Raw genomic sequence first — 26190 nt, 5'->3', positions numbered from 1 at the left:
CGGTCATAGGGTGAGGCCGCACTCGTCGATCACGAGAAGGGACGCGCTCATGCCGGGAACCCCGATCCTGCCGTTCGTGGCCCGGACGCGGCTGGTGGACCACCACTGCCACGGCGTCGTCACCGGTGATCTGGGCCGGATCGAGTTCGAACAGCTGCTCACCGAGGCCGACACCGTCTCGTCACTGGGCACGACCCTGTTCGACTCGCTGATCGGGCTCGCCGTCCGCGCCCGCTGCGCCCCGGTGCTCGACCTGCCGCCGCACGTCCCGGCCGAGGTCTATCTGGCCCGCCGCGCCGAACTGGGCGCCACCGAGGTCAACGCGCGGTTCCTGCGCGCCACCGGCACGACCGAATTCCTGCTCGACGGCGGTTTCCTGCCGGACACACTGACCACGACCGAGCAGTTCGCGGCCCTGTCCGGTGCCCGCGCGCGGGACATCGTCCGGCTCGAACAGGTAGCCGAGACGGTGATCGGCTCCACCACCGCGGCCGGATTCGCGTCCGCCTTCGCCGAGGAACTGGCGAGACGCGCGACGACCGCGGTCGGGCTCAAGTCCATCGCCGCCTACCGGGTCGGCCTCGACCTGGCGGGGGAGCGGCCGACGGACACCGAAGTCACCGAAGCGGCGGGCCGCTGGCTCGCGCGGATCGAGGCGGGCGAACCGGTCCGGCTCGCGGACGAGGTGCTGCACCGGTTCCTGATCTGGACCGGGATCGACCTGGCCCTGCCGATCCAGTTCCACGTCGGCTTCGGCGACTCCGACGTCGATCTGCACCGCTGCGATCCGCTGCTGCTCACCGGGCTGCTGCGGGCCACCCGGTCACACGGGGTGCCGATCATGCTGCTGCACAACTATCCCTTCCACCGGAACGCCGCGTATCTGGCGCAGGTGTTCGAGCACGTGTTCGTCGACGTGGGGCTCGCGACGCACAACGCCGGTCATCGTGCGCCCGCGATCATCGCGGAGACAATGGAGATCGTGCCGTTCGGGAAGCTGCTGTTCTCCACGGACGCGTTCGGGCTGGCCGAGCTGTACCACCTCGGCACCGCGCTGTTCCGGCAGGGACTGTCCGACTTCCTGTACGCGGGGCTCGCTTCGGACGTACTGTCCGAAGTGGACGCGCATCGGATAGCGGCGCTGGTGGGGCACCGCAACGCCGAACGGGTGTACGGGCTGGAGGCGACATGACGGAACTGGACGAACTACAGGACCGATGGGAGGCCGCCGTCGAGGCGGAGCTGCCGTCCGCGATCGAGCTGCGGCACCGGGTGCACGCCGATCCGCGCGCGTCGGGGGACGAGGAGGACACCGCGCGGGTCGTCGTCGAGGCGCTGGGTGTCGACGAGGGTGTCCCGGTCGCCAAGACCGGGCGCGCCGTGCTGCTCCCCGGTACCGCGCCGGGGCCGGCGGTGGCGCTGCGGACCGAACTGGACGCGCTGCCGGTCACCGAGCGCACCGGCGTCCCGTGGGCCTCGGAGACGCCGCTGATGCACGCGTGCGGGCACGACGTCCACATGGCCGCGCTCGTCGCCACCTGCCGCGCGGCCGCCGTCGTCGGCGTGCCCCGGCCGCTCCTCGCGCTCCTGCAGCCGCGAGAGGAGACGTCGCCGTCCGGCGCGCTGGACATCGTCGAGTCGGGCGTGCTCACCGAGTACGGCGTCGAGTCGGTCATCGGCGCTCATGTCCAGCCCAGGCTCGCGGCGGGTGTGGTTTCGGCGGTGCCAGGGCCGGTCAACGCCTCCACCGACGAGTTCGACGTCGTCGTCCGCGGCCAGGGCGGGCACGCCGGATACCCGCATCTGCTGCGGGACCCGGTCCTCGCGCTCAGCCAGATCGTGGTGAGCCTTCAGCAGCTCGCGAGCCGCCGGGTCGATCCGGTGTTCGGCGCGGTCTGCTCGGTGGGGCGGATCGAAGCCGGCACGACGGCGAACGTCGTCCCGAACGAGGCCCGCTTGTCGGGCTCGCTGCGGCTGATGCGCGCCGAGGACCGCGACCTCGCGCTGGAGGGGCTGGCCGAGGTCGTCCACGGCACGGCCAAGGCGCACGGCTGCCGGGCGGAACTGGAGATCAGCCCGTGCGAACCCGTACTGCACAACGACGCCGGGCTCACCCAGCGCGCGCACCGGCGGCTCGTCCGGACGGGGGCGGGGGTGGACACCGACTTCCGGTCGTTCGGCGCCGACGATTTCGCGCACTACTGCGGGATGACGCGCGGGCTGATGATGTTCGTCGGCCTCGGTGACACCGCGGGCGCGCCCAGCCTGCACGACGAACTGTTCCTGCCGCCCGACGCCGCCATCGGGCATGTCGCGTCGGCGCTGATCGCGGGCTATTTGGCCGCCGTCGAGGGCTGACGCTCCCAAGAAGTGGATGAAGCGCTACGGTGGCCGACGTGAATACCGCCTCGGCAGCGTTCCTCGCGACCATCCCCAGCCCCGACCAGGGCGTCTGGCATATCGGGCCGGTCCCGATCCGGGCCTACGCGCTCTGCATCATCGCCGGCATCATCGTGGCGATCTGGCTGGGCGAGCGGCGCTGGGTGAACCGCGGCGGCACGAAGGGCACGGTCATCGACGTCGCGGTCTTCGCGGTGCCGTTCGGCCTGGTCGGCGGGCGGTTGTACCACGTCATCACCGACAACCAGCTGTACTTCGGCGAAGGCAAGAACCCGCTCAACGCGCTGAAGATCTGGGACGGCGGCCTCGGGATCTGGGGCGCCATCGCGCTCGGCGCCGTCGGCGCGCTGATCGCCTGCCGCCGCCGGGGCATCCCGCTGCCCGCGATGGCGGACGCGCTCGCGCCGGGGATCGTGATCGCGCAGGCGATCGGACGGCTCGGCAACTACTTCAACCAAGAGCTCTACGGCGCGCACACCGACCTGCCGTGGGGCCTGGAGATCTACCAGCGCTACAACCCGACCAACCCGGACGACTTCCTGAACGGCGTCGCGCTCGGGCACGTTCCGCTGCCGGACAGCCCGGTGCACCCGACGTTCCTCTACGAGCTGATCTGGAACCTCGGTGTCGCGCTGCTGGTCATCTGGGCGGACAAGAAGTTCCGCCTCGGCCACGGCCGCGTGTTCGCCCTCTACGTCGCCGGGTACACCGCGGGCCGGTTCTGGATCGAGATGATGCGGACCGACACCGCGAACCACATCCTCGGCCTGCGGGTCAACGTGTGGACCTCGATCCTGCTGTTCGCCGCGGCGATCGCGTACTTCGTCCTCGCCGCCAAGCGGGGGCCGAGGGAAGCGCCGGAAACCTTGTGGAGCAAGGACGTGCCGCGGGAGGACGCCTCCGCTTCGGCCGACTCCGGTGAGTCGCACGCGGAGGTCGCCGCGGCTCCGGACACCGTCCGGGACTCCGCCGCCGACAAGGCGACCGAGGACCCGAAGCCGGACGCGGAGAAGTAGCGCTCCAAGTACGTGAAGGACCCCTTCATTGCGTCTAGCGCAATGAAGGGGTCCTTCACGTACTTCGACCCCCGTCGCGAGTGCCGGCGCGTTTCAGGGAGTCACCAGGCCCCGCCCCGTCACCAAGGGAAGGTCCAGCGCCGTCAGCAGCCCGGGCGGAGCCGCCACCACCGCCGGGATCGCGTTCACCAGCCGCATCGCGGTCGCCTTGAGGCCGGCCGTGTTGTGGTCGCCGTCGGTCCCGACCAGCCGCAGGTCCAGTTCATACCGAGGCTCCCCGGTCACCTGGACGCGGTAGCAGCCCTGCCCGCTCGGCCGCGGCCAGTCCGGCCCGAGATCGCCGCGCAGCCGCGTGATGTGCTCCAGCACGCACACCGCCCGCCCGCCGCGCATGCCGCGCACCTCGAACCGCAGCGCCGCCGCCGTGCCTTCTTTGATCGTTCCCGAAGCGATCTCGAACGTCTCGGGCGCCGGAAGCCGTTCGTAGACCTCCTCGACGGCGTCGAGTTCGACGTCCAGCCCGGCCGCGAGCTGCCGTACGACGCTGCCCCAGGCGAGCGACAGCACGCCGGGCTGAAGCAACAGCGGCAGATCGTCCATCTCGCGGCCGAAGCCCATGATGTCGAACAGCACCTTGCCGTTGTCGTACGTCGAATAGTCGAGGATCTCCAGGCAGCGCACCTCGTCGATCCGCTCGCACACGCCGGTGAGCACCAGTGGCAGCCAGTCGTTGGCGAAACCGGGGTCGACACCGTTGACCCACAGCGAAGCACCACCTTCGCGGGCCGCCTCGCGGATCGGCTCGATCATCTCCGGCGGGACGACACCTTCGGGGTACTGGAGGAACACCGGACTGCTGGACACCACGTTGATCCCCGCGCGCAGGAAGCGTTTCAGGTCTTCGACGGCCTCGGGGAGCCGGTCGTCGGCCATCGCCGTGTAGAGCACGCAATCGGGCTTCAGCGCGATGAGCGCGTCCGCGTCGGTCGTCGCGGCGACGCCGAGCGGGCGCCCGAGCCCGGCCAGTTCCCCGGCGTCCACGCCCGCTTTGGCCTCGCTCGAAACCCAGACCCCGGCGAGTTCGAGATCGGGGCGGGCGTCGATGCCGGCCAGCGCGTGGCGGCCGACGTTCCCGGTACTCCACTGGACCACACGCACGCGTCGCCTCCTACAGTCTGGTTGTGAACCCGCGCCCGCGATCGACGTCGGCAGGACGCGACCTGGCAGACCACCTCGCGGTGGGGGACAGGGCGTCCTGCCACCGCGATAGCGGGGCCTTCGGCCATGGCGGGTTCACGCTTATGGTCACTTCTCCGGTATCTCTCAGCTCCGCTAACGGTTCCTACAGATCGGGCAGGCCGAGTTCCAGGTTCGGGGCCTGCAATCCACCGTCGACTTCGATGATCTTGCCGGTGACGTACCGGCCCGCGCCCGACGCCAGGAACACGACGGTGGCCGCGATGTCCTCGACCTCGCCGATCCGGCGCAGGGGAGTGGCGGCCTCCATCCGCCCGCGCAGTTCCTCGTTGCCCACCACCACTTCGAGCGCGGAGGTCGCCACCGAGCCGACCGAGATCGCGTTCACCCGCACCTTCGGCGCGAGATCGGCCGCGGCGAGCCGGGTGTAGTGCGCCAGCGCGGCCTTCGCCGTCCCGTACGCGGCGAAGCCACGGCCGGTCACGCGGCCCATGACCGACGAGATGTTGACGACCGATCCACCCGTCTCCAGCAACGACGGAGCCGCCGCGACGGTCAGCGCGTGCGCGGTGGAGACGTTGAAACGAAAGGCTTTTTCGAGGAAGTCCGGCGTGGTTTCCAGCAGCGGCCGTGGATACGTGCCGCCGACGTTGTTGACGACCAGGTCCAGCCGCCCGAACTCCGCCATCGCGATGCGCGCCAGCTCGCCCGCGGCGGCAGGGTCGCTCAGATCGGCGGGAACCACGTGGGCGCGTCGGCCGGTGTCGGCGACCAGGGCGGCCACCTCGTCGAGCTGGGCTTCGGTGCGGGAGGAGATCACCACGTCGGCGCCGGCCTCGGCGAGCGCCACGGCGGTCGCTGCGCCGATCCCGCGTCCGGCGCCGGTGACCACGGCGACCTGGTCGGTGAGCCGGAAACGGTCCAGGATCATGCGCGGAACTGTAACACGTTCTAGTGGCTGCCGGTCCCGCTTCGCGAGGAAGCGGGACCGGCGTCGGGCTAGCCGTTCACGATGAAGGAGTAGTACCGCGGATCACCCATATTGCCGTCGGCCAGGATCGCCCGGACCTCGAGCTGGTGCGGCCCGGCGCTGGCGGGAGTGACCGTGATCGTCGCGGTCCCGCCCGCCGCCGTGATCCACTGGGTTCCCCCGTTGTCCACCGCATAGAGGAAATCGGTGACGCCCGGTACCGAGGACGAGAAGACGAACTCGCCCGGTACCCCTACCCCGCCGCCCGGCTGGTCGGCCGGGTAGGTGGAGCTGGTGACGACGGGCGCGGTGTTCTGCTCGATCCTTTCCTCCCAGCTCTCGGACCGCCAGCCTTCCTTGGTGCGGCTCGACACGACCAGGTAGGTCATCGGCTCCCTCGGCGTCACCGTGGCCGTCGCCTTGCCGTCGGGTCCGGCCGGGACCACGACCTCGCCGGTCCAGCCGAAGTCGTAGACGTACTCGACGACACCGGGCATCGCACCGGGGGTGAAGTCGAGCCGGAGCGGCTTGCCCACGGCGATCGTCTGGGCGTCGTAGGCGACACCCGGCTTCGACGGCGTCGCGACGATGCCGTAGGTGGCACCGGGGCCGCGGTTGCCCGCCTTGTCCTCGCCCCAAGCGCTGAAGGAGTCGAATTCGCGTTTCGGCGCGTACTGGACGGTCGCCACGCCGCCGGGGCGGTCCGCGGCGACGTAACCGCTGTCGGTGCTGAAGCCGACGATGTCCTGATCGCCCTTGGCATCGATCGTAAAGGTGCCCGGGATGCCCACGGCGCCATGGCGTTCACCGCCGGGCGGGTACTCCGCGGACGTCACCACCGGTTCGGTGACGGGTGCGACGCGGTCGACCACGAACGAGCACGGAGCGCTGGCGGGGCCGGTCAGGTCGCCGTCGACGCCCTGCATCGTCCAGTGGTACACCCGGCCTTCGGTGATGAAGTCGGCCGGGAGCGGAAGCCGGACGCCATGCGGCGACCCGGTCGGGGAGTCGGGACCGACTTCACGCCGGTTCGCGGGTTCGTCGGCCGGCCAGACGGTCACGCGGCCGGAGACCGACGACTGATCGGGGTCGCGGATCAGCCCGGTGACTTCGACCGGCCTGTCCGCTGTGTACACCGGATCCGCACCGCACGGCTTGAGGCCGACATGCAGGTCGGTCGGCACGGCCGGGGGCCGGTTGTAGTCGAGAAGGAGGTGCAGCCGGTTCTCGACGCGCCTGCCGTAGGCCGGGTCGAACTGACGGTCGCCCGATATCCGCAGCGCGAAGGTCACCGACTCCTTGCCCGCGGCGAGCGCGGCCGAGATCGCCTGGCCCGCGTCCCATTCCACGCGGTTCCACAGGCAGCCGGGCTGTGCTCCCGGGCCGGAAAGCCTGGTTCGCTCCTTCGGCTGGCGCAGCCAGGTCGGTGCCGTGACCGCGTCGGTGACCCACAGTTCGGTCGCGCGTGGCTTGGCGCAGTCGTTGGCGGCGGTCTCGGTCGCGTACGCCTCGGCGTAGCCGATCGTGGCACCGCGGAACGGGCGCAGGTCGAAGGTGAAGTACGCCTTCGACGTGTGGAACCCGCGGTCGGTCCACGCGCCGACCGGGACGTCGTTCCCGGTGGCGGTGAAGGACTTCGTCGGAGCCTTGAGGTCGATGTAGGCGGCCGGAGCCGAAGCGATCGTCTCGTAGGTGGCCAGCGCGGGCGTGGCCGGAAGCAGGGCGGAGAACGTGACCGCGGCGGCGCCGAGTACAGCGGTTCTTCGGAACGACTTGAGCATCGAGCCCCCAGAGGTGAGGTGATTTCACCTCTAGGTCGATCCTGCGCGGTGTCAGGTTGCCGTGAAGTGCGGGATTGGGCCGGACGGCCTAAAGGGATCAGGGCTCGCGCCGCGCGCCGGGAGTGACTAGGGTCGCCTCACCGCGTCTCGTGACATCCCGGAACGGGACATATACTTAGCGGAACGAACTACTGCGACCTCATCAGGAACTGTGTCGTTCCGGGCGTCCAGATCGTTACCCATCGGCGGGCTTTCGCGCCCGCCGAACTGATGCCGACGTGTTTCACAGGTGTTAAAGTCGCGCTAACGAACGGGCCATCGTCGTCCCGTGCGCATTCCCCCGGCCGGCCCCGCCCGGCCGCTGAGCACAGACGACGAAGGAGGTCCCTTCATGATCTTCTCCGCCATTCCAGGCAAACAGGGTCTCTACGATCCCGAATCCGAACAGGACTCCTGCGGTGTGGCCATGGTGGCCGACGTCCGCGGGCGCCGTTCGCACGGCATCGTCACCGACGGCCTGTCCGCGCTGACGAACCTCGACCACCGCGGTGCCGCCGGCGCGGAGCCGACCAGTGGTGACGGCGCGGGCATCCTGCTGCAGCTCCCGGACGAGCTGCTGCGGGCCGAAGTGGACTTCCCCCTGCCCGAGGCGGACGCCGACGGTCACCAGGCCTACGCGACCGGCATCGGGTTCCTGCCCTCGGACATCGAGGAGCGGAACAAGGCCATCGCCCTGATCGAGCGGATCGCCGGTGAAGAGGGCCTCGACGTCCTCGGCTGGCGTGAGGTCCCGGTCGACGCCGACCGCGCCGACATCGGCCCGACCGCGCGTTCGGTCATGCCGCATTTCGCGATGCTGTTCGTCGCGGGCGCCGAAGCCGACGGGCGATGTCCCTCCGGGCTCGAGCTGGACCGCCTGGCCTTCTGTCTCCGCAAGCGCGTCGAGAACGAGAGTGTGACCGCGGGCTGCGGCACCTACTTCCCGTCGCTGTCCTCGCGGACCATCGTCTACAAGGGAATGCTGACCCCCGAGCAGCTCCCGCTCTTCTTCGCCGACCTGACCGACACCCGGCTCGCCAGCGCCATCGCGCTCGTGCACTCCCGGTTCTCCACCAACACCTTCCCGTCCTGGCCGCTGGCGCATCCGTTCCGGTTCGTCGCCCACAACGGCGAGATCAACACCATCCGGGGCAACCGCAACCGCATGCGTGCCCGTGAGGCGCTGCTCGAATCGGATCTCATCCCCGGCGACCTCACCCGCCTGTACCCGATCTGCTCGGCCGACGCGTCGGACTCCGCCTCCTTCGACGAGGTCCTGGAGCTGCTGCACCTCGGCGGCCGGTCGCTGCCGCACGCGGTGCTGATGATGATCCCCGAGGCGTGGGAGAACCACACCGGGATGAACGCCCAGCGTCGTGCGTTCTACCAGTTCCACGCCAGTCTCATGGAACCGTGGGACGGCCCGGCCTGCGTCACCTTCACCGACGGCACGCTCGTCGGCGCGGTCCTGGACCGCAACGGCCTGCGCCCCGCCCGATGGTGGCGCACCGCGGACGACCGGGTCGTGCTGGCCAGCGAGGCGGGCGTGCTCGACGTCGACCCCGCGGACGTCGTGGCCAAGGGCCGCCTCAAGCCCGGCCGTATGTTCCTGGTGGACACCGAAGCCGGCCGGATCGTCGACGACGAAGAGGTCAAATCGGAGCTGGCGAAGCAACTCCCGTACGAGGGCTGGCTGCACGCCGGTCTCCTGCAGATCGCCGACCTCCCGGACCGCGACCACATCGTGCAGAGCCACGATTCCGTGCTGCGGCGTCAGCTTTCCTTCGGCTACACCGAAGAAGAGCTGAAGATCCTCCTCGCGCCGATGGCGGTCAAGGCCGCCGAGCCGATCGGCTCGATGGGTTCCGACACCCCGCCCGCGGTGCTGTCGCAGCGGTCCCGGCTGCTCTACGACTACTTCAAGCAGAACTTCGCGCAGGTCACCAACCCGCCACTGGACGCGATCCGCGAAGAACTCGTCACCTCGATGAGCCGGATCATGGGTCCCGAGCGGAACCTGCTCGCCCCCGGCCCGGCCTCCTGCCGCCACGTGCAGCTGCCGTACCCGGTGATCGACAACGACGAACTCGCCAAGCTGATCCACATCAACGACGACGGCGACCTCCCCGGCTTCGCCTGCAGTGTCCTTTCCGGACTGTACGAAGTGGACGGTGGTGCCGACGCGCTGGCGTCCGCGATCGAGCGGGTCCGGCGCGAGGCCTCCGAGGCGATCGAGGCGGGCGCGCGCACGCTCGTCCTGTCCGATCGCGACTCCGACCACCGCATGGCGCCGATCCCGTCGCTGCTGCTCGTGTCCGCGGTGCACCACCATCTGGTGCGCACCAAGGAAAGGCTGCGTGTCGCGCTCGTCGTCGAGACCGGTGACGCCCGCGAGGTGCACCACATCGCGCTGCTGCTCGGCTACGGCGCCGCCGCGGTGAACCCGTACCTGGCCTTCGAGACCATCGAGGACATGATCTCGACCGGCGCGATCACCGGTATCGAGCCCGCCAAGGCGGTCCGCAACTACGTCAAGGCGCTCGTGAAGGGCGTCCTGAAGATCATGTCGAAGATGGGCATCTCGACCGTCGGCGCGTACACCGCGGCGCAGGTCTTCGAATCCTTCGGCCTGGCCCAGGATCTGCTCGACGAGTACTTCACCGGGACGTCGTCGAAGCTCGGCGGCGTCGGGCTGACCGTGCTCGCCGAAGAGGTCGCCACACGGCATCGCCGGGCGTACCCGGACAACCCGACCGACCGTGTCCACCGTGGACTCGAGACCGGCGGTGAGTACGCGTACCGCCGCGAGGGCGAGCTGCACCTGTTCACCCCCGAGACCGTCTTCCTGTTGCAGCACGCGACGAAGACCGGCCGGGAAGAGGTGTACAAGAAGTACTCCGACGAGGTGCATCGCCTGTACCGCCAGGGTGGCGCGTTGCGCGGGCTGTTCTCCTTCCGCGAGGGCGCTCGCGAGCCCGTCCCGCTGGACGAGGTCGAGCCCGTCGAGGCGATCTTCAAGCGCTTCAACACCGGCGCGATGTCCTACGGCTCGATTTCGGCCGAGGCGCACGAAACGCTCGCCATCGCGATGAACCGCATCGGCGGCCGGTCGAACACCGGCGAGGGCGGGGAAGACCCCGAGCGGCTCTACGACCCGGCGCGGCGCAGCGCGATCAAGCAGGTCGCGAGCGGTCGCTTCGGTGTCACGAGCGAATACCTCGTCAACGCCGACGACATCCAGATCAAGATGGCGCAGGGCGCGAAGCCGGGGGAGGGCGGGCAGCTGCCGCCCAACAAGGTGTACCCGTGGATCGCGCGCACGCGGCACTCGACGCCGGGCGTCGGGCTCATTTCGCCGCCGCCGCACCACGACATCTACTCGATCGAGGATCTGGCCCAGCTGATCCACGACCTCAAGAACGCCAACGAGAACGCCCGCATCCACGTGAAGCTGGTGTCCTCGCTCGGCGTCGGCACGGTCGCGGCCGGTGTGTCCAAGGCGCACGCCGACGTCGTGCTGATCTCCGGCCACGACGGCGGCACCGGCGCCTCCCCGATGAACTCGCTCAAGCACGCGGGCACGCCCTGGGAGATCGGCCTCGCCGAGACACAGCAGACGTTGCTGCTCAACGGTTTGCGCGACCGGATCACCGTGCAGGTCGACGGCGCGATGAAAACCGGCAAGGACGTCGTCATCGCCGCGCTGCTCGGCGCGGAGGAGTACGGCTTCGCGACGGCGCCGCTGATCGTCGAAGGCTGCGTCATGATGCGCGTCTGCCACCTCGACACCTGCCCGGTCGGCGTCGCGACCCAGAGCCCGGATCTGCGCAAGCGGTACACCGGGCAGGCCGACCACGTCGTGAACTACTTCCGGTTCGTCGCCGAAGAGGTCCGGGAAACGTTGGCGGCGCTCGGTTTCCGCACCTTGGACGAAGCCGTCGGGCACGCCGAAATGCTGAACACCGACGAAGCGGTCGAGCACTGGAAGGCCTCCGGCCTCGACCTCGCGCCGATCTTCGAGATGCCGGCCGAGACCCCGTACGGCGGGGCGAAGCGGCGCACGCGGACGCAGGACCACGGCCTGGAGCACGCGCTCGACCGGACGCTGATCCAGCTCGCCGAGGCGGCGCTGGAGGACGCGCATCCGGTGCGCCTGGAGCTGCCGGTGCGGAACGTGAACCGGACCGTCGGCACCCTGCTCGGTTCCGAGATCACCCGCCGCTACGGCGGCGAGGGGCTGCCCGAGGACACGGTCCACGTGCTGCTGACCGGTTCCGCCGGACAGTCGCTCGGCGCGTTCCTGCCGCGCGGTATCACGCTCGACATGGTCGGCGACGCGAACGACTACGTCGGCAAGGGCCTTTCGGGCGGGCGGATCGTCGTGCGCCCGCATCCGGACGCGAAGTTCGCCGCGGAGGGCCAGACCATCGCCGGGAACACGCTCGCGTACGGCGCCACCGGCGGCGAGATGTTCCTGCGCGGCCAGGTCGGCGAACGGTTCTGCGTGCGCAACTCCGGTGCCGTGGTCGTCGCCGAGGGCGTCGGCGACCACGCCTTCGAGTACATGACCGGCGGGCAGGCCGTGGTGCTCGGCCCGACCGGGCGCAACCTCGCGGCGGGGATGTCCGGCGGCGAGGCCTACGTGCTCGACCTGGATCGCGGCAAGGTCAACGAGGAGATGGTGAACCTCCAGACGCCGTCGTCCGAGGATCTGGCCTGGCTCAAGAAGACCGTGCAGAAGCACTACGACCTCACACGTTCGGCCGTGGCCGCGTCGCTGCTGGGCGACTGGCCGCGTCGCTCGGCGGCGTTCACCAAGGTGATGCCCCGCGACTACCAGCGTGTCCTTGACGCGGCGAAGGCGGCGCGTGCCGCGGGCCGCGACGTCGACGAAGCGATCATGGAGGCCGCTCGTGGCTGATCCGACGGGTTTCCTGAAGTACGACCGTGAAGAGCCGAAGAAGAAGTCCAAGCAGGAGCGTCTCGCCACCTGGGGCGAGGTGTACGCCGACGTGGAGCCGGCCGAGCGCAACGAACAGGTGCGCAAGCAGGCTTCGCGGTGCATGGACTGCGGCATCCCGTTCTGTCACTCCGGTGGTTCCGGCTGCCCGCTGGGCAACCTGATCCCGGAGTGGAACGACCTGGTGCGCCGCGGCGACTGGGCCGCGGCGAGCGACCGGCTGCACGCGACCAACAACTTCCCCGAGTTCACCGGGAAGCTGTGCCCCGCGCCGTGCGAGGCGGGCTGTGTCCTGTCGATCTCGCCGCTGTCCGGCGGTCCGGTGTCGATCAAGCGGGTCGAGCAGACGATCGCCGACCAGTCCTGGGAAGCGGGCTACGTGCAGCCGCAGGTCTCGGCCGTGTCGTCGGGGCAGCGGGTCGCGGTCGTCGGTTCCGGCCCGGCCGGGCTCGCGGCCGCCCAGCAGCTGACGCGCGCCGGCCACGAAGTGACCGTCTACGAACGGGACGACCGGCTCGGTGGCCTCCTGCGGTACGGCATCCCCGAGTTCAAGATGGAGAAGAAGGTCCTCGACCGGCGGCTCGCGCAGCTCCGCAAGGAGGGCACGAAGTTCGTCACCGGCTGCGAGGTCGGCGTCGACCTGACCGTCGAGGAACTGCGGGCGGGCTACGACGCGGTGGTCCTCGCCGTGGGCGCGCTGCGCGGCCGCGACGACAAGACCACGCCCGGCCGTGAGCTGGCCGGGATCCACCTGGCGATGGAACATCTGGTCCCGGCCAACAAGTACGTCGAGGGCGACGGCCCGTCGCCGGTCGACGCGGCGGGCAAGCACGTCGTCATCATCGGCGGCGGTGACACCGGTGCCGACTCCTACGGCACCGCGACCCGGCAGGGCGCGCTTTCGGTGACCCAGCTGGACCAGTACCCGACGCCACCGTCCACAAGGGACGACGAGCGGTCGCCGTGGCCGACGTGGCCGTACGTCCTGCGCACCTACCCCGCGCACGAAGAGGCGGGCGAGCGCAAGTTCGCCGTCGCGGTCACCCGGTTCCTCGGCGACGACGAGGGCAACGTGCGTGCCGTCGAGCTCCGGCAGGTCCGCGTGGTCAAGGACCCCGAGACCGGCAAGCGCATGGTGACCCCGGTCGACGACGAGGTCGAGGAGCTGCCCGCCGACCTCGTGCTGCTCGCGATCGGGTTCGAGGGTGTCGAGCACATGCCGCTGCTGGATGGTCTCGGGCTTTCGCTGACCAAACGCGGCACGCTCTCGTGCGGCGCGGACTGGCAGACCTCCTCGCCCGGTGTGTTCGTCTGCGGCGACGCGCACCGCGGTGCCTCGCTCGTGGTGTGGGCGATCGCCGAGGGACGTTCGGTGGCGAGTGCCGTCGACGCGTACCTCACCGGCGCTTCGGACCTGCCCGCTCCGGTGCACCCGACGGCGTTGCCGCTCGCGGTGGTGTGAGCCTGCTGGAGATGTCAGGAAAGGGTCGTTCAAGACGTTTTTCGTCCTGAACGACCCTTTCCTGACACCCGGGGGTCGACGAACGGCAGGGTGAGACCCCCACCCAAGGCGGAGGTCCCGGATCAGCCCAAGGTCCGACGCGGTGGAGCGGCAGGCGGCGCCAAGCTCGCCGCATGAGAAAAACGTTGGCGATACTGGCTTTCCTGCCCCTGGCCGTAGCCGTCCCGGCGACCGCCGATGCGGCTCCGGCGCTAAGGTGGACGTCTCCTTGCCCGGATTACGGCATGACACCCTCACCGACCGAGGGCCTCGAATGCGCGAAACTCCAGGTGCCGCTGGACTACGCCGACCCCGGCGGCCGGACCATCGAGCTCACCATTTCCCGCAAGGCGAGCGAATCGCCGAAGCGGCGCGGCGTGCTGCTGATGAACCCCGGCGGCCCGGGGAGCCCCGGCCTGGCGATGCCCGCGCAGCTCGCACGGCGACAGGGGCAGTCCGGCCTGCTCGACAGCTACGACGTCATCGGTTTCGACCCGCGTGGGACCACCTACAGCACACCGGTGACCTGTGACCTGAGCGAGGAGCAGAAGTTCATCCTCGTCGGCCCGTACGCGGAGGGCCCACGTGATGTCACCGAGAAGGCGGCGAAGTCCCGCGCGGTGGCGAAGCAATGCGCCCGGTCGAAGACCGCGGATCTCCTGCCGCACATGACCACCGCCAACACCGCGCGTGACCTGGACCGGATCCGTGAAGCGCTGGGGGAGCGGAAGATCTCGTACTACGGCGTGTCGTACGGGAGTTACCTGGGAGCGGCGTATTCGTCGATGTTCCCCGCGCGCACGGACCGGATCGTGCTGGACAGCCTGGTCGGTCCCGACGGACTGGACGTCCGGGCGCATCAGCGTTTCGCGGACGGTTTCGATGACCGCTTCGGTGACTTCACGGCCTGGGCGGCGGCGCGGGACGACGTCTACCACCTCGGGCGGACACCGGCCGAGGTGACGGCGAAGTTCTTCGAGCTGGCCGAAAAGCGCCCAGGAGTCCGTACCGACACCTGGGCAGCGCTGTACGACGACGCGAACTTCCCCGGTCTCGCCGAGCGGTGGACCGCTCCGTCGGCGGAGGCCCATGACGGGCCGCTCGACGGCGACAATCACGCCGCGCTCCAGCTCCAGGTGCTCTGCAACGACTCCGACTGGCCGGAAAGCGTTCACTACTACCAAAAAGCGGTCGAACGCGCCCGCGTGACGCATCCGTCGTTCGGCCCCGCGGCCGCGAACGTCACCCCGTGCGCGTTCTGGCCGGTCGAACGCCGGGAGCCGCCGGTGCGGATCCACGACCGCGGACCGTCGAACATCCTGCTGGTGCAGAACCTCCGTGACCCGGCGACGCCGCTCGTCGGAGCCCGCGAGGTGCGGTCGGCGCTGGGCGGCCGGGCGAGGTTCGTCACCGTGGACGCCGGCGGGCACGGCGTCTTCACCATGGGCAACGCCTGCGGCAACGATTTCGTCGTCCGTTATCTGCGCGACGGTGCCCGTCCGGCCGCCGATACGCACTGCCCGGCTTGATCAGGAGAACAGGAAGACGAGCGAACCGATCCAGCCGAGGCCGCCGACCAGGATCCCCAGCAGGATCCCGGCGGCGGCTTCGGCGAAGGTGTCTTCGCCCAGCTTGACGCGCGCCCAGCACACCCAGGCCACCAGCAGACCGCCGAGCAGCATCGCCGGCCCGAGGGCGAACACCATCACGGTGACCGCGGCGGATTCGGGCGATGTGTGCGGCGAGATCCTGAATCCGGAGCCCCGCTCGATCAACCACCCCACGGCGAGAACCACGAGTGCCGACCCGACCAGCGCCAGCAGCGACGGCCAGGCCAGGCCACTTCCGTCGCCGAGGACGATCGTGATCGGTGCCAGAAGCATCCAGGCGACGGGAGCCACCACGTGCGTGCCCAGCCGGGCGAAGCCGTCCACCGATATCCCCACGAGCAAGGTTAACCCGCCCATCCCTTCGCCGTAGTTGGGCCGAACGGCCGCTTGTACGCCCGGTAGCAGGACAAATACTTTCGAAATGTCGTGCAAGTCATACGGCAATTCACCGGTGGCGAAAGGTGGTACGCCATGAAGAGGACGGCTTCCCGGACGGGGATCCTGGCGGCGCTCGTCGGGCTGGCGGTGACGGGGCTGGCCGCCGTCGCGAGTCCCGCGCACGCCGGGCCGGTCCAGCATCAGGCAGCGACCGGCGCGCAAGCGGTCGCGGCCTACTGGACCCCGGAGCGGATGCGGTCGGCGGTGCCGATCGAACAGCTGGTCCAGGCGCCCGCCTTCACCCCGAAGGACGTCGCGAAGGGCACGAGCACGATCATCCAGAGCATCCCCAACGGCGGGGGCGCGTGGACCGGGGCGGGCAAGGTCGTCCAGACCGCGGGGCGGGTGTTCTTCACCATGGGCGGGCGGAACGCGTCGTGCTCCGGTGACGCGGTCACCAGCACGAACGGCAGTGTCGTGATCACCGCCGGGCACTGCGTGAAGTACCAGGGCGCCTGGCACACCAACTGGACCTTCGCTCCCGGCTACGACAACGGCAACACGCCGTACGGCACGTGGGCCGCGAAGAGCACGCTGACCACTCCGCAGTGGGAAGCGAGCGAGGACATGAACTACGACATCGGCGCGGCCGTGGTCAACCCGCTCAACGGGCAGAAGCTGACCGACGTCGTCGGCGCGCAGGGGATCGCGTTCAACCAGGCGCGCAACCAGTCGATGTACACGTTCGGGTACCCGGCGGCGGCGCCGTACGACGGCTCGAAGCTGATCTACTGCAGCGGGAGCACGTTCACCGACTTCCTGCTCACCAAGGACCACGGGATGAACTGCAACATGACCGGTGGTTCGAGCGGCGGCCCGTGGTTCCTCAACTTCAGCGAGGCGACCGGTGCGGGTGTCCAGGCCTCGGTGAACAGCTTCGGCTACAACTTCCTGCCCGGCTACATGTTCGGTCCGTACTTCGGCACGGACGCGCAGAATCTCTACAACAAGGCGCAGGCCGCCTGATCAACCGGTCGCCCGCCCATTCCTTGGGACTTTCGTCCCGGTGGGCGGGCGGCTTTCGGCGCGGCATATCCTGGTGCCTGTGAACTGGACAGTGGACGTTCCCGTCGACACGCTCCCCGAACTGCCTCCTCTGCCTCCCGAGCTGCGTGACCGGCTCGACGACGCGCTTTCCCGGCCCGCCGCGCAGCAGCCCGAATGGCCGGACGCCGAGCTGACGAAGCGCGTGCGCGGTGTGCTGGAGAGCGTGCCGCCGATCACCGTTCCCGCCGAGATCGACCGCCTTTCCGACCGGCTCGCCATGGTCGCCCGCGGCGAGGCGTTCCTGCTTCAGGGCGGCGACTGCGCGGAGACGTTCGAGTCGAACACCGAGCCGCACATCCGCGCCAACCTGCGCACCCTGCTGCAGATGGCCGTCGTCCTGACCTACGGCGCGAGCCTCCCGGTGGTGAAGGTCGGCCGGATCGCCGGCCAGTACGCGAAGCCGCGTTCGGCGTCCACCGACGCGCTCGGCCTGCCGGTGTACCGCGGCGACATCATCAACTCGCTCGTCGCCAAGCCCGAACTCCGCGTGCCCGACCCCGGCCGGATGATCCGCGCCTACGCGAACGCGGGCGCCGCGATGAACCTCGTCCGCGCGCTCACCGGCGCCGGCATGGCGGACCTGCACCAGGTGCACGACTGGAACAAGGACTTCGTGAAGTCCTCGCCCGCCAGCGAGCGCTACGAGGCGCTGGCCTCGGAGATCGACCGCGGCCTGCGGTTCATGTCGGCCTGCGGCGTCACCGACACCTCGCTCCAGTCCACCGAGATCTTCGCCAGCCACGAGGCGCTCCTGCTGGACTACGAGCGCTCCATGCTGCGGATGGACCGCGCGGACGCGGCGAACCCCAAGCTGTACAACCTGTCGTCGCACTTCCTGTGGGTCGGCGAGCGGACGCGGCAGCTCGATGGCGCGCACATCGCCTTCGCCGAACTGCTGGCCAACCCGATCGGTCTCAAGATCGGCCCGACGACCACGCCCGAGCAGGCCGTCGAGTACGTCCGGCGGCTCGACCCGCGCAACGAGCCCGGCAGGCTTACGCTGATCGCCCGGATGGGCAACGGCAAGGTCCGCGAGGTGCTGCCCGGGATCGTCGAGAAGGTCGAAGCGTCCGGGCACAAGGTCATCTGGCAGTGCGACCCGATGCACGGCAACACGCACGAGTCTTCGACCGGCTACAAGACCCGGCACTTCGACCGGATCGTGGACGAGGTGCAAGGTTTCTTCGAGGTGCACCGCAAGCTCGGCACGTACCCGGGTGGCATCCACGTCGAGCTGACCGGCGAGGACGTCACGGAATGCCTCGGCGGCGCGCAGGAGATCTCGGATCTGGACCTTTCGGGCCGGTACGAGACGGCTTGCGACCCGCGGTTGAACACTCAGCAGTCGCTGGAGCTGGCGTTCCTGGTCGCGGAGATGCTGCGCGGCTGACCTGCCCCGTTACGCGCGCTATGAACGGGCCGTTCCTTGCAAAATTTGCAAGGAACGGCCCGTTCATAGCATTCGCTAGGCGGTGTCCAGCAGGCGCGAAGCGGACTTGAGCACCCCGTCCCGCAGCGAACCCACGTCCGAGACCGCCGCCCCGTTCGCCTGAAGTCCGATGTGGACCGAGTCGCGATAGGTCGCCACCGCGATCCCGATCGCCTGCCGAGGCGCCAGCGGGACGAACGGGTAGACACCCGAGACCTTCGACCCGTCCAGGGTGAGCCGGTTGGGCGGCACCGGCACCGTGGTGACCACGAGGTCGAACAGCAGCGGCGCGGCCAGCCCGGCGGCCTTCGAGCCGAGCCGGTGCAGCATCGGCGGCATCCGGTCGGCGAGCAGCGGGAACGCGCCCGCTCCCCGGGCCGGGCCCGCCGCCTTGTTCCGGCTCATTTCGCGCTGGACGGCCAGCAGCCGCTCGACCGGGTCGTCGAGACCCACCGGCAGATCGCAGAGGTAACCGGACAGCTTGTTCCCGCCGAGCTGCTCGGCGGATCGCCCGCGCACGCTGACCGGGATGAGCGCCCGCAGCGTCCGGTCGTCGGCGCGCTGGCCGCGGTTGATCATCCAGTCGCGCAGCGCGCCGCTGAGGATCGCCAGCACGACGTCGTTGGCGGTCCCGCCGTGGGCCCGGCGGATCCGCCGGATCTCGGCGGTGTCCAGGCGGACGAGGCCGAGCCGTCGTTCGGTCGACGGCGGCGCGCTGATCGGCGACAGCGGCGAACGGGTCGCGCGGACGACCGAGGACGCGATGCCTGCCTGGGCCAGCGTCGAGCCGACGGCTTCCTTGACAGCGTCCACAGGGGAGCGAGGCGCGGGCGGCCCGGTCCCGCTGTGCGGACGCCTCGGCGCGCGGGGGAGTTCGTCGAGCAGGCCCACGGCGACGGCGTACGCGCCGGCCCCGTCGGTGAGGGCGTGGTGCAGTTTCAGCAGCAACGCGAATTCGCCGTCCGGCAGGCCGGTGACGAGATGCAAGTCCCACAACGGTTTTCCGGTGTCGAGCGGCCGTCCCATCCAGCGCGAGGCATAGGCGGAGAGCGGGTCCGGTTCGTACAGGGAGCTCAGGTGGTGATGTGAAATATGTTCACTGGCAACGAAATCCGGGTCCTCGGCCCAGGTGGCGGCGCCGGGCGGGAACAGTGCGGTGCGAGGACGCTGGCGCAGCTTGGGGAGCCGGGACGCGCGTTCGGCGAGCAGCGCGGTCAGCTCGCGCGCGTGCACCTGCCCGTGCGGGCGGAAGGTGACCACCGCCCCCATGTGCATGGGCGTCGTTTCGCTTTCCAGGCAAAGGAAAGCGACATCGAGTGCGCTCAGCTGCAGGCCTGACATCAGTGACCTTTCTCGGTACTCCGGCGGCGATGTGCACAACTGCACCAGCCTGACATGACGGGCGGGTGGTCGTCATGTTTCCTCGGCGCTAACTACCGCCGGTTTCACTCGAACGATGGGATCGCGGTCGGACATGGACCACCGCTCTGCGACAGATGGTGGACAGTTCGTCCCGGGGTAACTCGTTAGCGGATCATCCGAGGAAACCGGCAGACTGCACGACCATGACCGACGAACCGAAGCGTCCCGAACCGCCGCTCACCGGCGACGAGCGCACACAGCTGAACGGCTTCCTCGACTTCCTCCGCGCCACGGTCGTGTGGAAGTGCTCCGGCCTCACCGACGAGCAGGCCCGGCGGCCGCTCGTCCCCAGCGAACTGACCACCGTCGCCGGTCTGCTCGGGCATCTGACCCTGGTCGAGCAGTACTGGTTCAACGTGGTGCTCAACGGGCAGGAGGACGTCTGGAAGGAGGCGCTGGAGGCCGATCCGGACGCCGAGTTCCGGGTCGCCATGCAGACCCCGATCGAGCAGCTGATCGCCGCCTACGAGGCCGAGTGCGAGCGCAGCCGTAAGATCGTCGAGGCGATGGGGCTGGACGACGAGGTCCCCTTCCGCGGTGATCGCAAGGTCAACGTCCGGTTCGTGGTCGCGCACATGATCGAGGAGACCGGCAGGCACGCCGGCCACCTCGATCTGCTGCGCGAGCTGACGGACGGTCTCACCGGGGAGTGAGTTTGCGAGGGGGCAGCGGGAAGAACCCGCTGGTCCGCTCGACGTACGTCGCGTATCCCGGCCGTGAACGCCGCAAACCCTTCTCCAGCAAAGGTTTTCCGGTCCCCTTGGCCAGCGTGTACGTCATCGCGATCGGCGAGAGCACGGTCGCCGCCCCCACCCAGCTCGAACACGCCAGCAGATACAGGCCCCACCACACGCACGCGTCACCGAAATAGTTCGGATGCCGGGTGTAGCGCCACAGCCCGCTGTCGAGCACCTTCCCCTTGTTGCCCGGGTCGGCCTTGAAACGCCGCAGCTGCTCGTCGCCGATCGTCTCGAACCCGAAGCCCACCAGCCACACGGCGACACCGAGCCATGCCGTCACCCCGAAGGTGTCGCCGTACATCGCGAACTGGACCGGCAGCGAGACGAACCAGAGCACCACGGCCTGGACCAGGTACACGCGGACGAAGAGCTTGAGCGCCGGATTCTCCCCGGCGCTCTCGGCCATCCGCACATAACGCGGGTCTTCGGGCAGGTTGTGGTTGCGCAGGTGGAGGTGGACGCCGAGGCGTACGCCCCAGATCGCGGTCAGCAGCGCGGTGACCACGCGCAGCGCGACCGACCCGTCCCCGAGCGGGGCCGCGACCAGCGCGACGAGCGCGAAGCCCGGCCCCCACAGCGTGTCGACGGTGTCGTATCGCTTCCGCCACCGCGCGATGCCGAAGGTGACGACGAAGGCCAGCAGCGTCGCGCCCGCCGTGATCGCGAGTGTTCCGCCGAGCGGCATCAGGACCACTCCCGGGTGGCGGGCAGCGCGCTCAAGCCCTCTTCCGACGACCGGACCGCGAGGATCTGGTCCACGCCCATCCGGTTCTCCTCGAACGCGAGCGCCCCGCCGACCAGGTACAGCCGCCAGACCCGCGCGCCGGATTCGCCGATCAGCGCGACGACGTCGTCCCAGTTGCTTTCGAGCGTCTTCTCCCAGGCCCGGACCGTGCGCACGTAGTGCTCTCGCAACGCGTGGACGTCGCGGATCTCGAACCCGGCGGTCTCCAGATGCCCGAGCGTGCGGCTCAGCGGCCGCATCGTCATGTCGGGGGCGATGTAGCGCTCGATGAAGGCGCCGCCGCCGGGCGCCACCGCGCCGCGGGACATCTGCTGCAGGACCAGCCGTCCGGTGGGCTTGAGCATCCGGTACAGCGTCCGCGTGTACTCCGGGTAGTTCTCCTCGCCGACGTGCTCACCCATCTCGATGGAGGCGACGGCGTCGAAGGGCTCGTCACGCAGTTCGCGATAGTCCTGCCGCCGGACCTCGACGCGATCCTCCAGATCGTGCTGGACGAGGCGGCCGCGGACGTGCTGCAGCTGCTCCGCCGACAGCGTGATCCCGACGGCGGTCACACCGTGATGTTTCGCCGCGTGCACCAGGAGCGAGCCCCAGCCGCAGCCGACGTCGAGCAGCCGCATCCCGGGGCGCAGGCCGAGCTTGCGGCAGATCAGTTCGAGCTTGTCCCACTGCGCCTGTTCGAGGTCGTAACCCTCCTCCTCGGACGTCCAGTACGCCGACGAGTAGGCCATCGATTCGTCCATCAACAGCTGGTAGAAGGCGTTGCTGAGGTCGTAGTGGTGCGCGATCGCCGACTTGTCGCGAAGCAGCGTGTGCAGCTTCCCGGACAGCCGGGCCTCCTCGGCGGGCGGCTTGGGCGGCGGCCCGACGACACCGAGGCTCACGGCGAGACGCAAGGCCTCGGCCCAGTCGCGCGGGCCGAGCTTCGCACCGCGCACGGCACCCGAACGGGTCAGCGCCCAGATCCGGCGGAATCCGTCGGCGAGGTCGCCTTCGACGTCGAGATCACCCGAGACGTAGGCCCTGGCCAGGCCCAATTCGCCGGGGGAATAGAGAAGACGGCGCAGCGCGCGCCGGTTGCGGAGCACCACGGTCGGGGCATCCGGCGGACCGGCGTGTACGCCGTCCCAGGTACGCAGACCGACCGGCAGGGAGCCGCCGAGAAGCCGCTCGACGAAAGGGACTAGGCGGGACACGGGACTGTTCGGCATAGTCGTCATTCGCTCCCGGACCGGAAAGGGATGGGTCGGATGCCGCGCCGGTTCACGAGATCCAATCCTCGCCCGATCCGGCTCCGAATGCTTCACGTGCACACCAAGGGTCAACGCATCGGAGTCATCGGCAGCGGCGTGGCCGGCCTCACGGCCGCCTATCTGCTGCAACGCCGCTACGAGGTACTGCTGTTCGAAGCCGACGACAGGCTGGGCGGGCATGCGCACACCCACGACGTCCCGAGCGCGCACGGCGGCACCGTCGGCGTCGACTCCGGCTTCATCGTGCACAACGAGCGTACCTACCCCAACCTGCTCCGCCTGTTCGCCGAGCTGGGCGTCGCCACCCGCGACACCGAGATGTCGATGAGCATCCGCTGCGACGGCTGCGGGCTCCAGTACGCCGGCGCGAAGGGCCTGAAAGGCCTGTTCGCGCAGCCGCGCAACGTCGCACGGGGCCGCTACCTGCGGATGCTCGCCGACGTCAAGCGCTTCCACCGGCACGCGAGGCGCGTCCTCGAAGCGCCCGAGGCCGGAGACGTCACCCTCGGCGCCTTCCTCGCGATCGGCGGATACACGAAGTACTTCGTCGACCACTTCATGCTCCCGGTCGTCTCGACCGTCTGGTCCGCCGACCGGACCGACACGCTGAAGTACCCCGCGCGGTACCTGTTCGAGTTCCTCCGCAACCACGGGATGCTGTCGGTCGGCGGGTCACCGAGGTGGCGCACCGTCGTCGGCGGCTCGCGCGAATACGTCGAACTGGCCGCCAAGCAGCTGACGGCCGTGCATCTGTCGACGCCGGTCCGCTCGGTGAGGCGCACCGCCCGGGGGATCGAGGTCCGCGACGACGCCGACACGCGGCACCGGCTGGACAAGGTCGTCCTGGCCACTCACGCGGATCAGGCGCTGAAGCTGCTCTCGTCGCCGACCGAGGCCGAGCGCGAGGTCCTCGGCTCGTTCCGGTACTCCAGCAACGAGGCCTGGCTGCACACCGACACCGGCGTGCTCCCGACGGCGGAATCGGCGCGTGCGGGCTGGAACTACGCCACGCCGTTCTGCGGCGCCCACCACGGCGCGGTCCAGGTGTCCTACGACATGAACCGCCTGATGCGGCTCGACGAACCGACCGGCTACGTAGTCACGCTCAACCCGGGCACCGGCCCGGCCGACGGCTCGGTCCTGGCCAAGATGACCTACGAACACCCCGTCTACACGCCGGAATCCGTGGCCGCCCAGCGCCGTCTGCCCGAACTGAACGACGCCACGGTCGCCTTCGCCGGCGCCTACCACGGCTGGGGGTTCCACGAGGACGGCTGCGCGTCCGGTGTCCGCGCGGCCGAGAACTTCGGGGTGCGATGGTGACCGTCATGGCCGTGCTCTACGACTCCACGGTGGCGCATGTCCGGCGCCTCGATCCGCCGATCTCGTTCGCCCACCGGATCTACCTGTGGTTCGTCGACCTCGACGTACCGCCGAAGCTGCCGTGGTGGCTTCGCCCCTTCGCTCGCTTCGACTCGCGAGACCACTTCGCGCCCGATGACACCTCCAGCATCCGGTCCAAATTGGACCGCTGGCTCGCGGCGCGCGGCGTGGACCTCCGCGGCGGCCGGGTGCTGATGCTGGCGGGCGCGCGGATGCTCGGCCACAACTTCAACCCGATCACCCTGTACTGGTGCCACCGGCCCGACGGCGAACTCGAATGCGTCGTCGCCGAGGTGCACAACACCTACGGGGGGAGACACGCGTACCTCCTTCGCCCCGACGCGGACGGGAACGCCTTCGCGGACAAGGAGTTCTACGTCTCGCCATTCCAGTCGATGGAAGGCGAGTACCGGATGGCGGTACCCCGGCCCGAGTCGCTGCTTTCGGTCAAGATCGCCCTCCACCAGGACGGGCGGACGCCGTTGACCGCGTCGCTGCGCGGCGTGCGGCGGCCCGCCACCGCCAAGTGGCTGGCGCACATGCTGATCACCCGTCCGCTCATGCCGCACCGGGTCTCCGCGCTGATCCGGCGGCATGGCGTCAAACTGTGGTTGAAGAAGGCGCCGATGACGCAGAGGACGCCGCAGACGGCCGGAGGCACCCTTGATGGATGAAGCGGCACGCCCGCGCCGGATGGCGCCCGTTCCCGGAGAGGGCGAACCGGCCGGACCGACGGCCGAGGACCTGCTCGTCCGGGTCGCGAAGGGTGACGAGCGCGCCTTCGACGCCCTGTACGACCGGCTGGCCGGTCCTGTTCTCGGCCTCGTGCGCCGGATCCTCCGAGACTCCGCGCAGTCCGAAGAGGTCACCCAAGAGGTGATGGTGGAGCTGTGGCGCACGGCCACGCGCTACTCCCCGGAGCGGGGGAGCGCGCTGAACTGGGCCATGACGCTCGCGCACCGCCGTGCCGTCGACCGCGTCCGCTCGGCGCGCGCCAGTTCGGATCGCGAGGTCAAGGCGACCTTCGAGGCCGCCCGCGCCCGGCCCTTCGACGAGGTGGCCGAGGCCGTCGCGGTCCGCTGGGAACGTTCGCAGGTGCGCCGCTGCCTGACCACGCTCACCGAGCTGCAACGGGAATCCGTGCTGCTCGCCTACTACCAGGGCTACACCTATCGCGAGGTCTCAGAGGTGCTGCAGACCCCGCACGGGACCATCAAGACCCGTCTCCGGGACGGCCTGATCAGGCTCCGGGACTGTTTGGGGGTGACGGCATGACCATGCCCGAAATGCACACGCTCACCGGCGCCTACGCCGTCGACGCGCTGTCCGAAGTGGAGCGAGCGCAGTTCAAACGGCACCTCGCCGAGTGTGCTTCGTGCGCGCAAGAGGTCCTCGAACTGCAGATGACCGCGACCCGGCTCGGTGCCGCGCTGGCCGAGGACCCGCCGCCCGAACTCAAGCGACGCGTACTCGCCGAGGCGATGGCGACCAGGCAGCAGCCGCCGATGACCCGCTTCGGCGCGGGGGAGCGCGTCAAGGACCGGCGTCGCGTTCCGCGCTGGGCGATCGCCGCGGTCGCGGCCGCGGTCGTCGGGCTGGCGGGCACCGCCGTCTTCGGCGGGATCGCCTACGACAACCACTCGCAGCTGACGGCCGCGCGGGAGCGGGCGGCGGAGTACGCGGACCGGTACGCCCCGGTCGCCGACGTCCTTTCGGCCGCCGATCTCCGGACCGGGCACGCCGAGACCTCGGCCGGCGGCGGTGGCACCGTGATGATGTCGCGCGCGAAGGACCGGCTGGTGTTCATGGCGGCGCAGCTGCCGAAGAACGAGCCGGGCCGGATCTACCAGGCCTGGCTCATGTACCCGGGCACCGCGCCCAAGCCCGCCGGGCTCATTCCCGGTGGTCAGGACGGTGCGCTGCTGGTCGCCGAAGGAATCGGCGGCGCCGAGAAGTTCGCGCTCAGCGTCGAACAGGCGGGCGGATCGTCGACCGGGGCGCCGTCGAAGGACGTCGTCATGGTCATGTCGATGCCCACCTGATCTTCGCTTTTACCAGGCCGCCGTTCGCCGCCGCGACCGGGTCTCGCTCTTGCGCCCGCGAACATGTTGTGGCAAAACACCTTTGCGACACACGGCGTGGCTACTGGATTCGAGCCAGCCTGGTGCATACCGTCCTGCTTCAACGTCGGCAGTTGACATAACTCTCAATCTGAACTTCAGCTCGAGGGTTCGGCACAGGCTCAGCGACCGGCGGGCA

The 26190-nt window shown here is 69.6% G+C and carries 20 protein-coding genes; 13 read left to right on the top strand and 7 right to left on the bottom strand.

Annotated elements, in window-relative coordinates; translation table 11 throughout:
• Positions 1-49 precede the first annotated feature (49 nt).
• Genes ACOCEP_RS39280 through lgt form a run of 3 tightly spaced genes read left to right on the top strand, consistent with a single transcriptional unit; the run spans position 50 to position 3416 of the window.
• Positions 50-1192 (top strand): amidohydrolase family protein, encoded by a 1143-nt coding sequence (locus ACOCEP_RS39280; protein WP_482335007.1) that lies wholly within the window; start codon positions 50-52, stop codon positions 1190-1192.
• On the top strand, positions 1189-2358 hold the full coding sequence (locus tag ACOCEP_RS39275) for a M20 metallopeptidase family protein (protein WP_482335006.1): 1170 nt from the start codon (positions 1189-1191) through the stop codon (positions 2356-2358). The genes ACOCEP_RS39280 and ACOCEP_RS39275 overlap by 4 nt, the downstream gene beginning before the upstream one ends.
• A 29-nt stretch (positions 2359-2387) precedes the next feature.
• Entirely contained in the window at positions 2388-3416 is a 1029-nt protein-coding gene (gene lgt / locus ACOCEP_RS39270) for a prolipoprotein diacylglyceryl transferase (RefSeq protein WP_482335005.1), read from the top strand.
• 93 nt (positions 3417-3509) lie between these two features.
• Here the strand turns inward: lgt and ACOCEP_RS39265 are convergent, their stop codons facing one another.
• From ACOCEP_RS39265 to ACOCEP_RS39255, 3 genes are all read right to left on the bottom strand, one after another.
• Entirely contained in the window at positions 3510-4574 is a 1065-nt protein-coding gene (locus ACOCEP_RS39265) for an NAD(P)H-dependent amine dehydrogenase family protein (RefSeq protein WP_482335004.1), read from the bottom strand.
• A 184-nt stretch (positions 4575-4758) separates the two neighbouring features.
• Complete coding sequence (locus tag ACOCEP_RS39260; protein ID WP_482335003.1) at positions 4759-5544, bottom strand: SDR family oxidoreductase; 786 nt, start codon at positions 5542-5544, stop codon at positions 4759-4761.
• A gap of 68 nt (positions 5545-5612) precedes the next feature.
• The gene (locus tag ACOCEP_RS39255) at positions 5613-7364 is read right to left on the bottom strand and encodes a hypothetical protein (protein ID WP_482335002.1); all 1752 of its coding nucleotides are present in this window, start codon (positions 7362-7364) and stop codon (positions 5613-5615) included.
• Between the two features lie 391 nt (positions 7365-7755).
• On the opposite strand from ACOCEP_RS39255, the gene gltB reads away from it, so the two are divergent.
• The 3 genes from gltB (at position 7756) to ACOCEP_RS39240 (ending at position 15393) form a co-directional block, all read left to right on the top strand.
• Positions 7756-12324, top strand: coding sequence for a glutamate synthase large subunit (gene gltB / locus ACOCEP_RS39250; RefSeq protein ID WP_482335001.1), 4569 nt, complete (start codon positions 7756-7758; stop codon positions 12322-12324).
• The gene (locus ACOCEP_RS39245; protein ID WP_482335000.1) at positions 12317-13825 is read left to right on the top strand and encodes a glutamate synthase subunit beta; all 1509 of its coding nucleotides are present in this window, start codon (positions 12317-12319) and stop codon (positions 13823-13825) included. The genes gltB and ACOCEP_RS39245 overlap by 8 nt, the downstream gene beginning before the upstream one ends.
• Positions 13826-13998: 173 nt before the next feature.
• Positions 13999-15393 (top strand): alpha/beta hydrolase, encoded by a 1395-nt coding sequence (locus ACOCEP_RS39240; RefSeq protein ID WP_482334999.1) that lies wholly within the window; start codon positions 13999-14001, stop codon positions 15391-15393.
• Here ACOCEP_RS39240 and ACOCEP_RS39235 read toward each other — a convergent pair whose 3' ends face one another.
• Positions 15394-15831: a hypothetical protein gene (locus tag ACOCEP_RS39235; RefSeq protein WP_482334998.1), complete on the bottom strand. Its 438-nt coding sequence runs from the start codon at positions 15829-15831 to the stop codon at positions 15394-15396.
• 114 nt (positions 15832-15945) lie between these two features.
• Here ACOCEP_RS39235 and ACOCEP_RS39230 point away from each other — a divergent pair, with 114 nt between their 5' ends.
• On the top strand, positions 15946-16878 hold the full coding sequence (locus ACOCEP_RS39230) for a trypsin-like serine peptidase (RefSeq protein ID WP_482334997.1): 933 nt from the start codon (positions 15946-15948) through the stop codon (positions 16876-16878).
• 79 nt (positions 16879-16957) lie between these two features.
• Positions 16958-18349 (top strand): class II 3-deoxy-7-phosphoheptulonate synthase, encoded by a 1392-nt coding sequence (locus ACOCEP_RS39225; RefSeq protein ID WP_482334996.1) that lies wholly within the window; start codon positions 16958-16960, stop codon positions 18347-18349.
• A 75-nt stretch (positions 18350-18424) separates the two neighbouring features.
• On the opposite strand, the gene ACOCEP_RS39220 is transcribed toward ACOCEP_RS39225, so the two are convergent.
• Positions 18425-19729 carry a wax ester/triacylglycerol synthase family O-acyltransferase gene (locus tag ACOCEP_RS39220; RefSeq protein ID WP_482334995.1) on the bottom strand — a complete coding sequence of 435 codons (1305 nt, stop codon included), beginning with the start codon at positions 19727-19729 and terminating at the stop codon, positions 18425-18427.
• Positions 19730-19953: 224 nt separating this feature from the next.
• Between ACOCEP_RS39220 and ACOCEP_RS39215 the strand changes: the two genes are divergently transcribed.
• Entirely contained in the window at positions 19954-20463 is a 510-nt protein-coding gene (locus tag ACOCEP_RS39215) for a DinB family protein (protein ID WP_016335940.1), read from the top strand.
• Here ACOCEP_RS39215 and ACOCEP_RS39210 read toward each other — a convergent pair.
• Complete coding sequence (locus ACOCEP_RS39210; protein WP_482334994.1) at positions 20450-21235, bottom strand: DUF1295 domain-containing protein; 786 nt, start codon at positions 21233-21235, stop codon at positions 20450-20452. The genes ACOCEP_RS39215 and ACOCEP_RS39210 overlap by 14 nt on opposite strands.
• Complete coding sequence (locus ACOCEP_RS39205) at positions 21235-22506, bottom strand: class I SAM-dependent methyltransferase (protein WP_482334993.1); 1272 nt, start codon at positions 22504-22506, stop codon at positions 21235-21237. Before ACOCEP_RS39205 ends, ACOCEP_RS39210 begins: the two co-directional genes overlap by 1 nt.
• 87 nt (positions 22507-22593) lie before the next feature.
• Here ACOCEP_RS39205 and ACOCEP_RS39200 point away from each other — a divergent pair, with 87 nt between their 5' ends.
• From ACOCEP_RS39200 to ACOCEP_RS39185, 4 genes are read left to right on the top strand one after another with little or no spacing between them, the layout of a single operon-like run.
• Positions 22594-23871: an NAD(P)/FAD-dependent oxidoreductase gene (locus ACOCEP_RS39200; RefSeq protein WP_482334992.1), complete on the top strand. Its 1278-nt coding sequence runs from the start codon at positions 22594-22596 to the stop codon at positions 23869-23871.
• A complete protein-coding gene (locus ACOCEP_RS39195) occupies positions 23865-24605 on the top strand; it encodes a DUF1365 domain-containing protein (protein ID WP_482334991.1) in 741 nt (246 codons plus the stop codon). The genes ACOCEP_RS39200 and ACOCEP_RS39195 overlap by 7 nt, the downstream gene beginning before the upstream one ends.
• Complete coding sequence (gene sigK, locus ACOCEP_RS39190) at positions 24598-25206, top strand: ECF RNA polymerase sigma factor SigK (RefSeq protein ID WP_482334990.1); 609 nt, start codon at positions 24598-24600, stop codon at positions 25204-25206. Before ACOCEP_RS39195 ends, sigK begins: the two co-directional genes overlap by 8 nt.
• Positions 25203-25973: an anti-sigma factor gene (locus ACOCEP_RS39185; RefSeq protein ID WP_482334989.1), complete on the top strand. Its 771-nt coding sequence runs from the start codon at positions 25203-25205 to the stop codon at positions 25971-25973. The genes sigK and ACOCEP_RS39185 overlap by 4 nt, the downstream gene beginning before the upstream one ends.
• Positions 25974-26190: the final 217 nt, after the last annotated feature.

It is taken from the genome of Amycolatopsis sp. CA-211722, assembly GCF_056828465.1.
This window is presented reverse-complemented; position numbering and strand designations above follow the sequence as displayed.

Coding starts and splice junctions, on each gene's coding strand:
- ACOCEP_RS39255 (WP_482335002.1), bottom strand. CDS start 7,364: ATGCTCAAGTCGTTCCGAAGAACCGCTGTACTCGGCGCCGCCGCGGTC.
- ACOCEP_RS39185 (WP_482334989.1), top strand. CDS start 25,203: ATGACCATGCCCGAAATGCACACGCTCACCGGCGCCTACGCCGTCGAC.
- ACOCEP_RS39200 (WP_482334992.1), top strand. CDS start 22,594: ATGCTTCACGTGCACACCAAGGGTCAACGCATCGGAGTCATCGGCAGC.
- ACOCEP_RS39205 (WP_482334993.1), bottom strand. CDS start 22,506: ATGCCGAACAGTCCCGTGTCCCGCCTAGTCCCTTTCGTCGAGCGGCTT.
- ACOCEP_RS39195 (WP_482334991.1), top strand. CDS start 23,865: ATGGTGACCGTCATGGCCGTGCTCTACGACTCCACGGTGGCGCATGTC.
- ACOCEP_RS39275 (WP_482335006.1), top strand. CDS start 1,189: ATGACGGAACTGGACGAACTACAGGACCGATGGGAGGCCGCCGTCGAG.
- ACOCEP_RS39215 (WP_016335940.1), top strand. CDS start 19,954: ATGACCGACGAACCGAAGCGTCCCGAACCGCCGCTCACCGGCGACGAG.
- ACOCEP_RS39235 (WP_482334998.1), bottom strand. CDS start 15,831: ATGGGCGGGTTAACCTTGCTCGTGGGGATATCGGTGGACGGCTTCGCC.
- sigK (WP_482334990.1), top strand. CDS start 24,598: ATGGATGAAGCGGCACGCCCGCGCCGGATGGCGCCCGTTCCCGGAGAG.
- ACOCEP_RS39260 (WP_482335003.1), bottom strand. CDS start 5,544: ATGATCCTGGACCGTTTCCGGCTCACCGACCAGGTCGCCGTGGTCACC.
- ACOCEP_RS39280 (WP_482335007.1), top strand. CDS start 50: ATGCCGGGAACCCCGATCCTGCCGTTCGTGGCCCGGACGCGGCTGGTG.
- ACOCEP_RS39240 (WP_482334999.1), top strand. CDS start 13,999: ATGAGAAAAACGTTGGCGATACTGGCTTTCCTGCCCCTGGCCGTAGCC.
- ACOCEP_RS39220 (WP_482334995.1), bottom strand. CDS start 19,729: ATGTCAGGCCTGCAGCTGAGCGCACTCGATGTCGCTTTCCTTTGCCTG.
- ACOCEP_RS39210 (WP_482334994.1), bottom strand. CDS start 21,235: ATGCCGCTCGGCGGAACACTCGCGATCACGGCGGGCGCGACGCTGCTG.
- ACOCEP_RS39230 (WP_482334997.1), top strand. CDS start 15,946: ATGAAGAGGACGGCTTCCCGGACGGGGATCCTGGCGGCGCTCGTCGGG.
- gltB (WP_482335001.1), top strand. CDS start 7,756: ATGATCTTCTCCGCCATTCCAGGCAAACAGGGTCTCTACGATCCCGAA.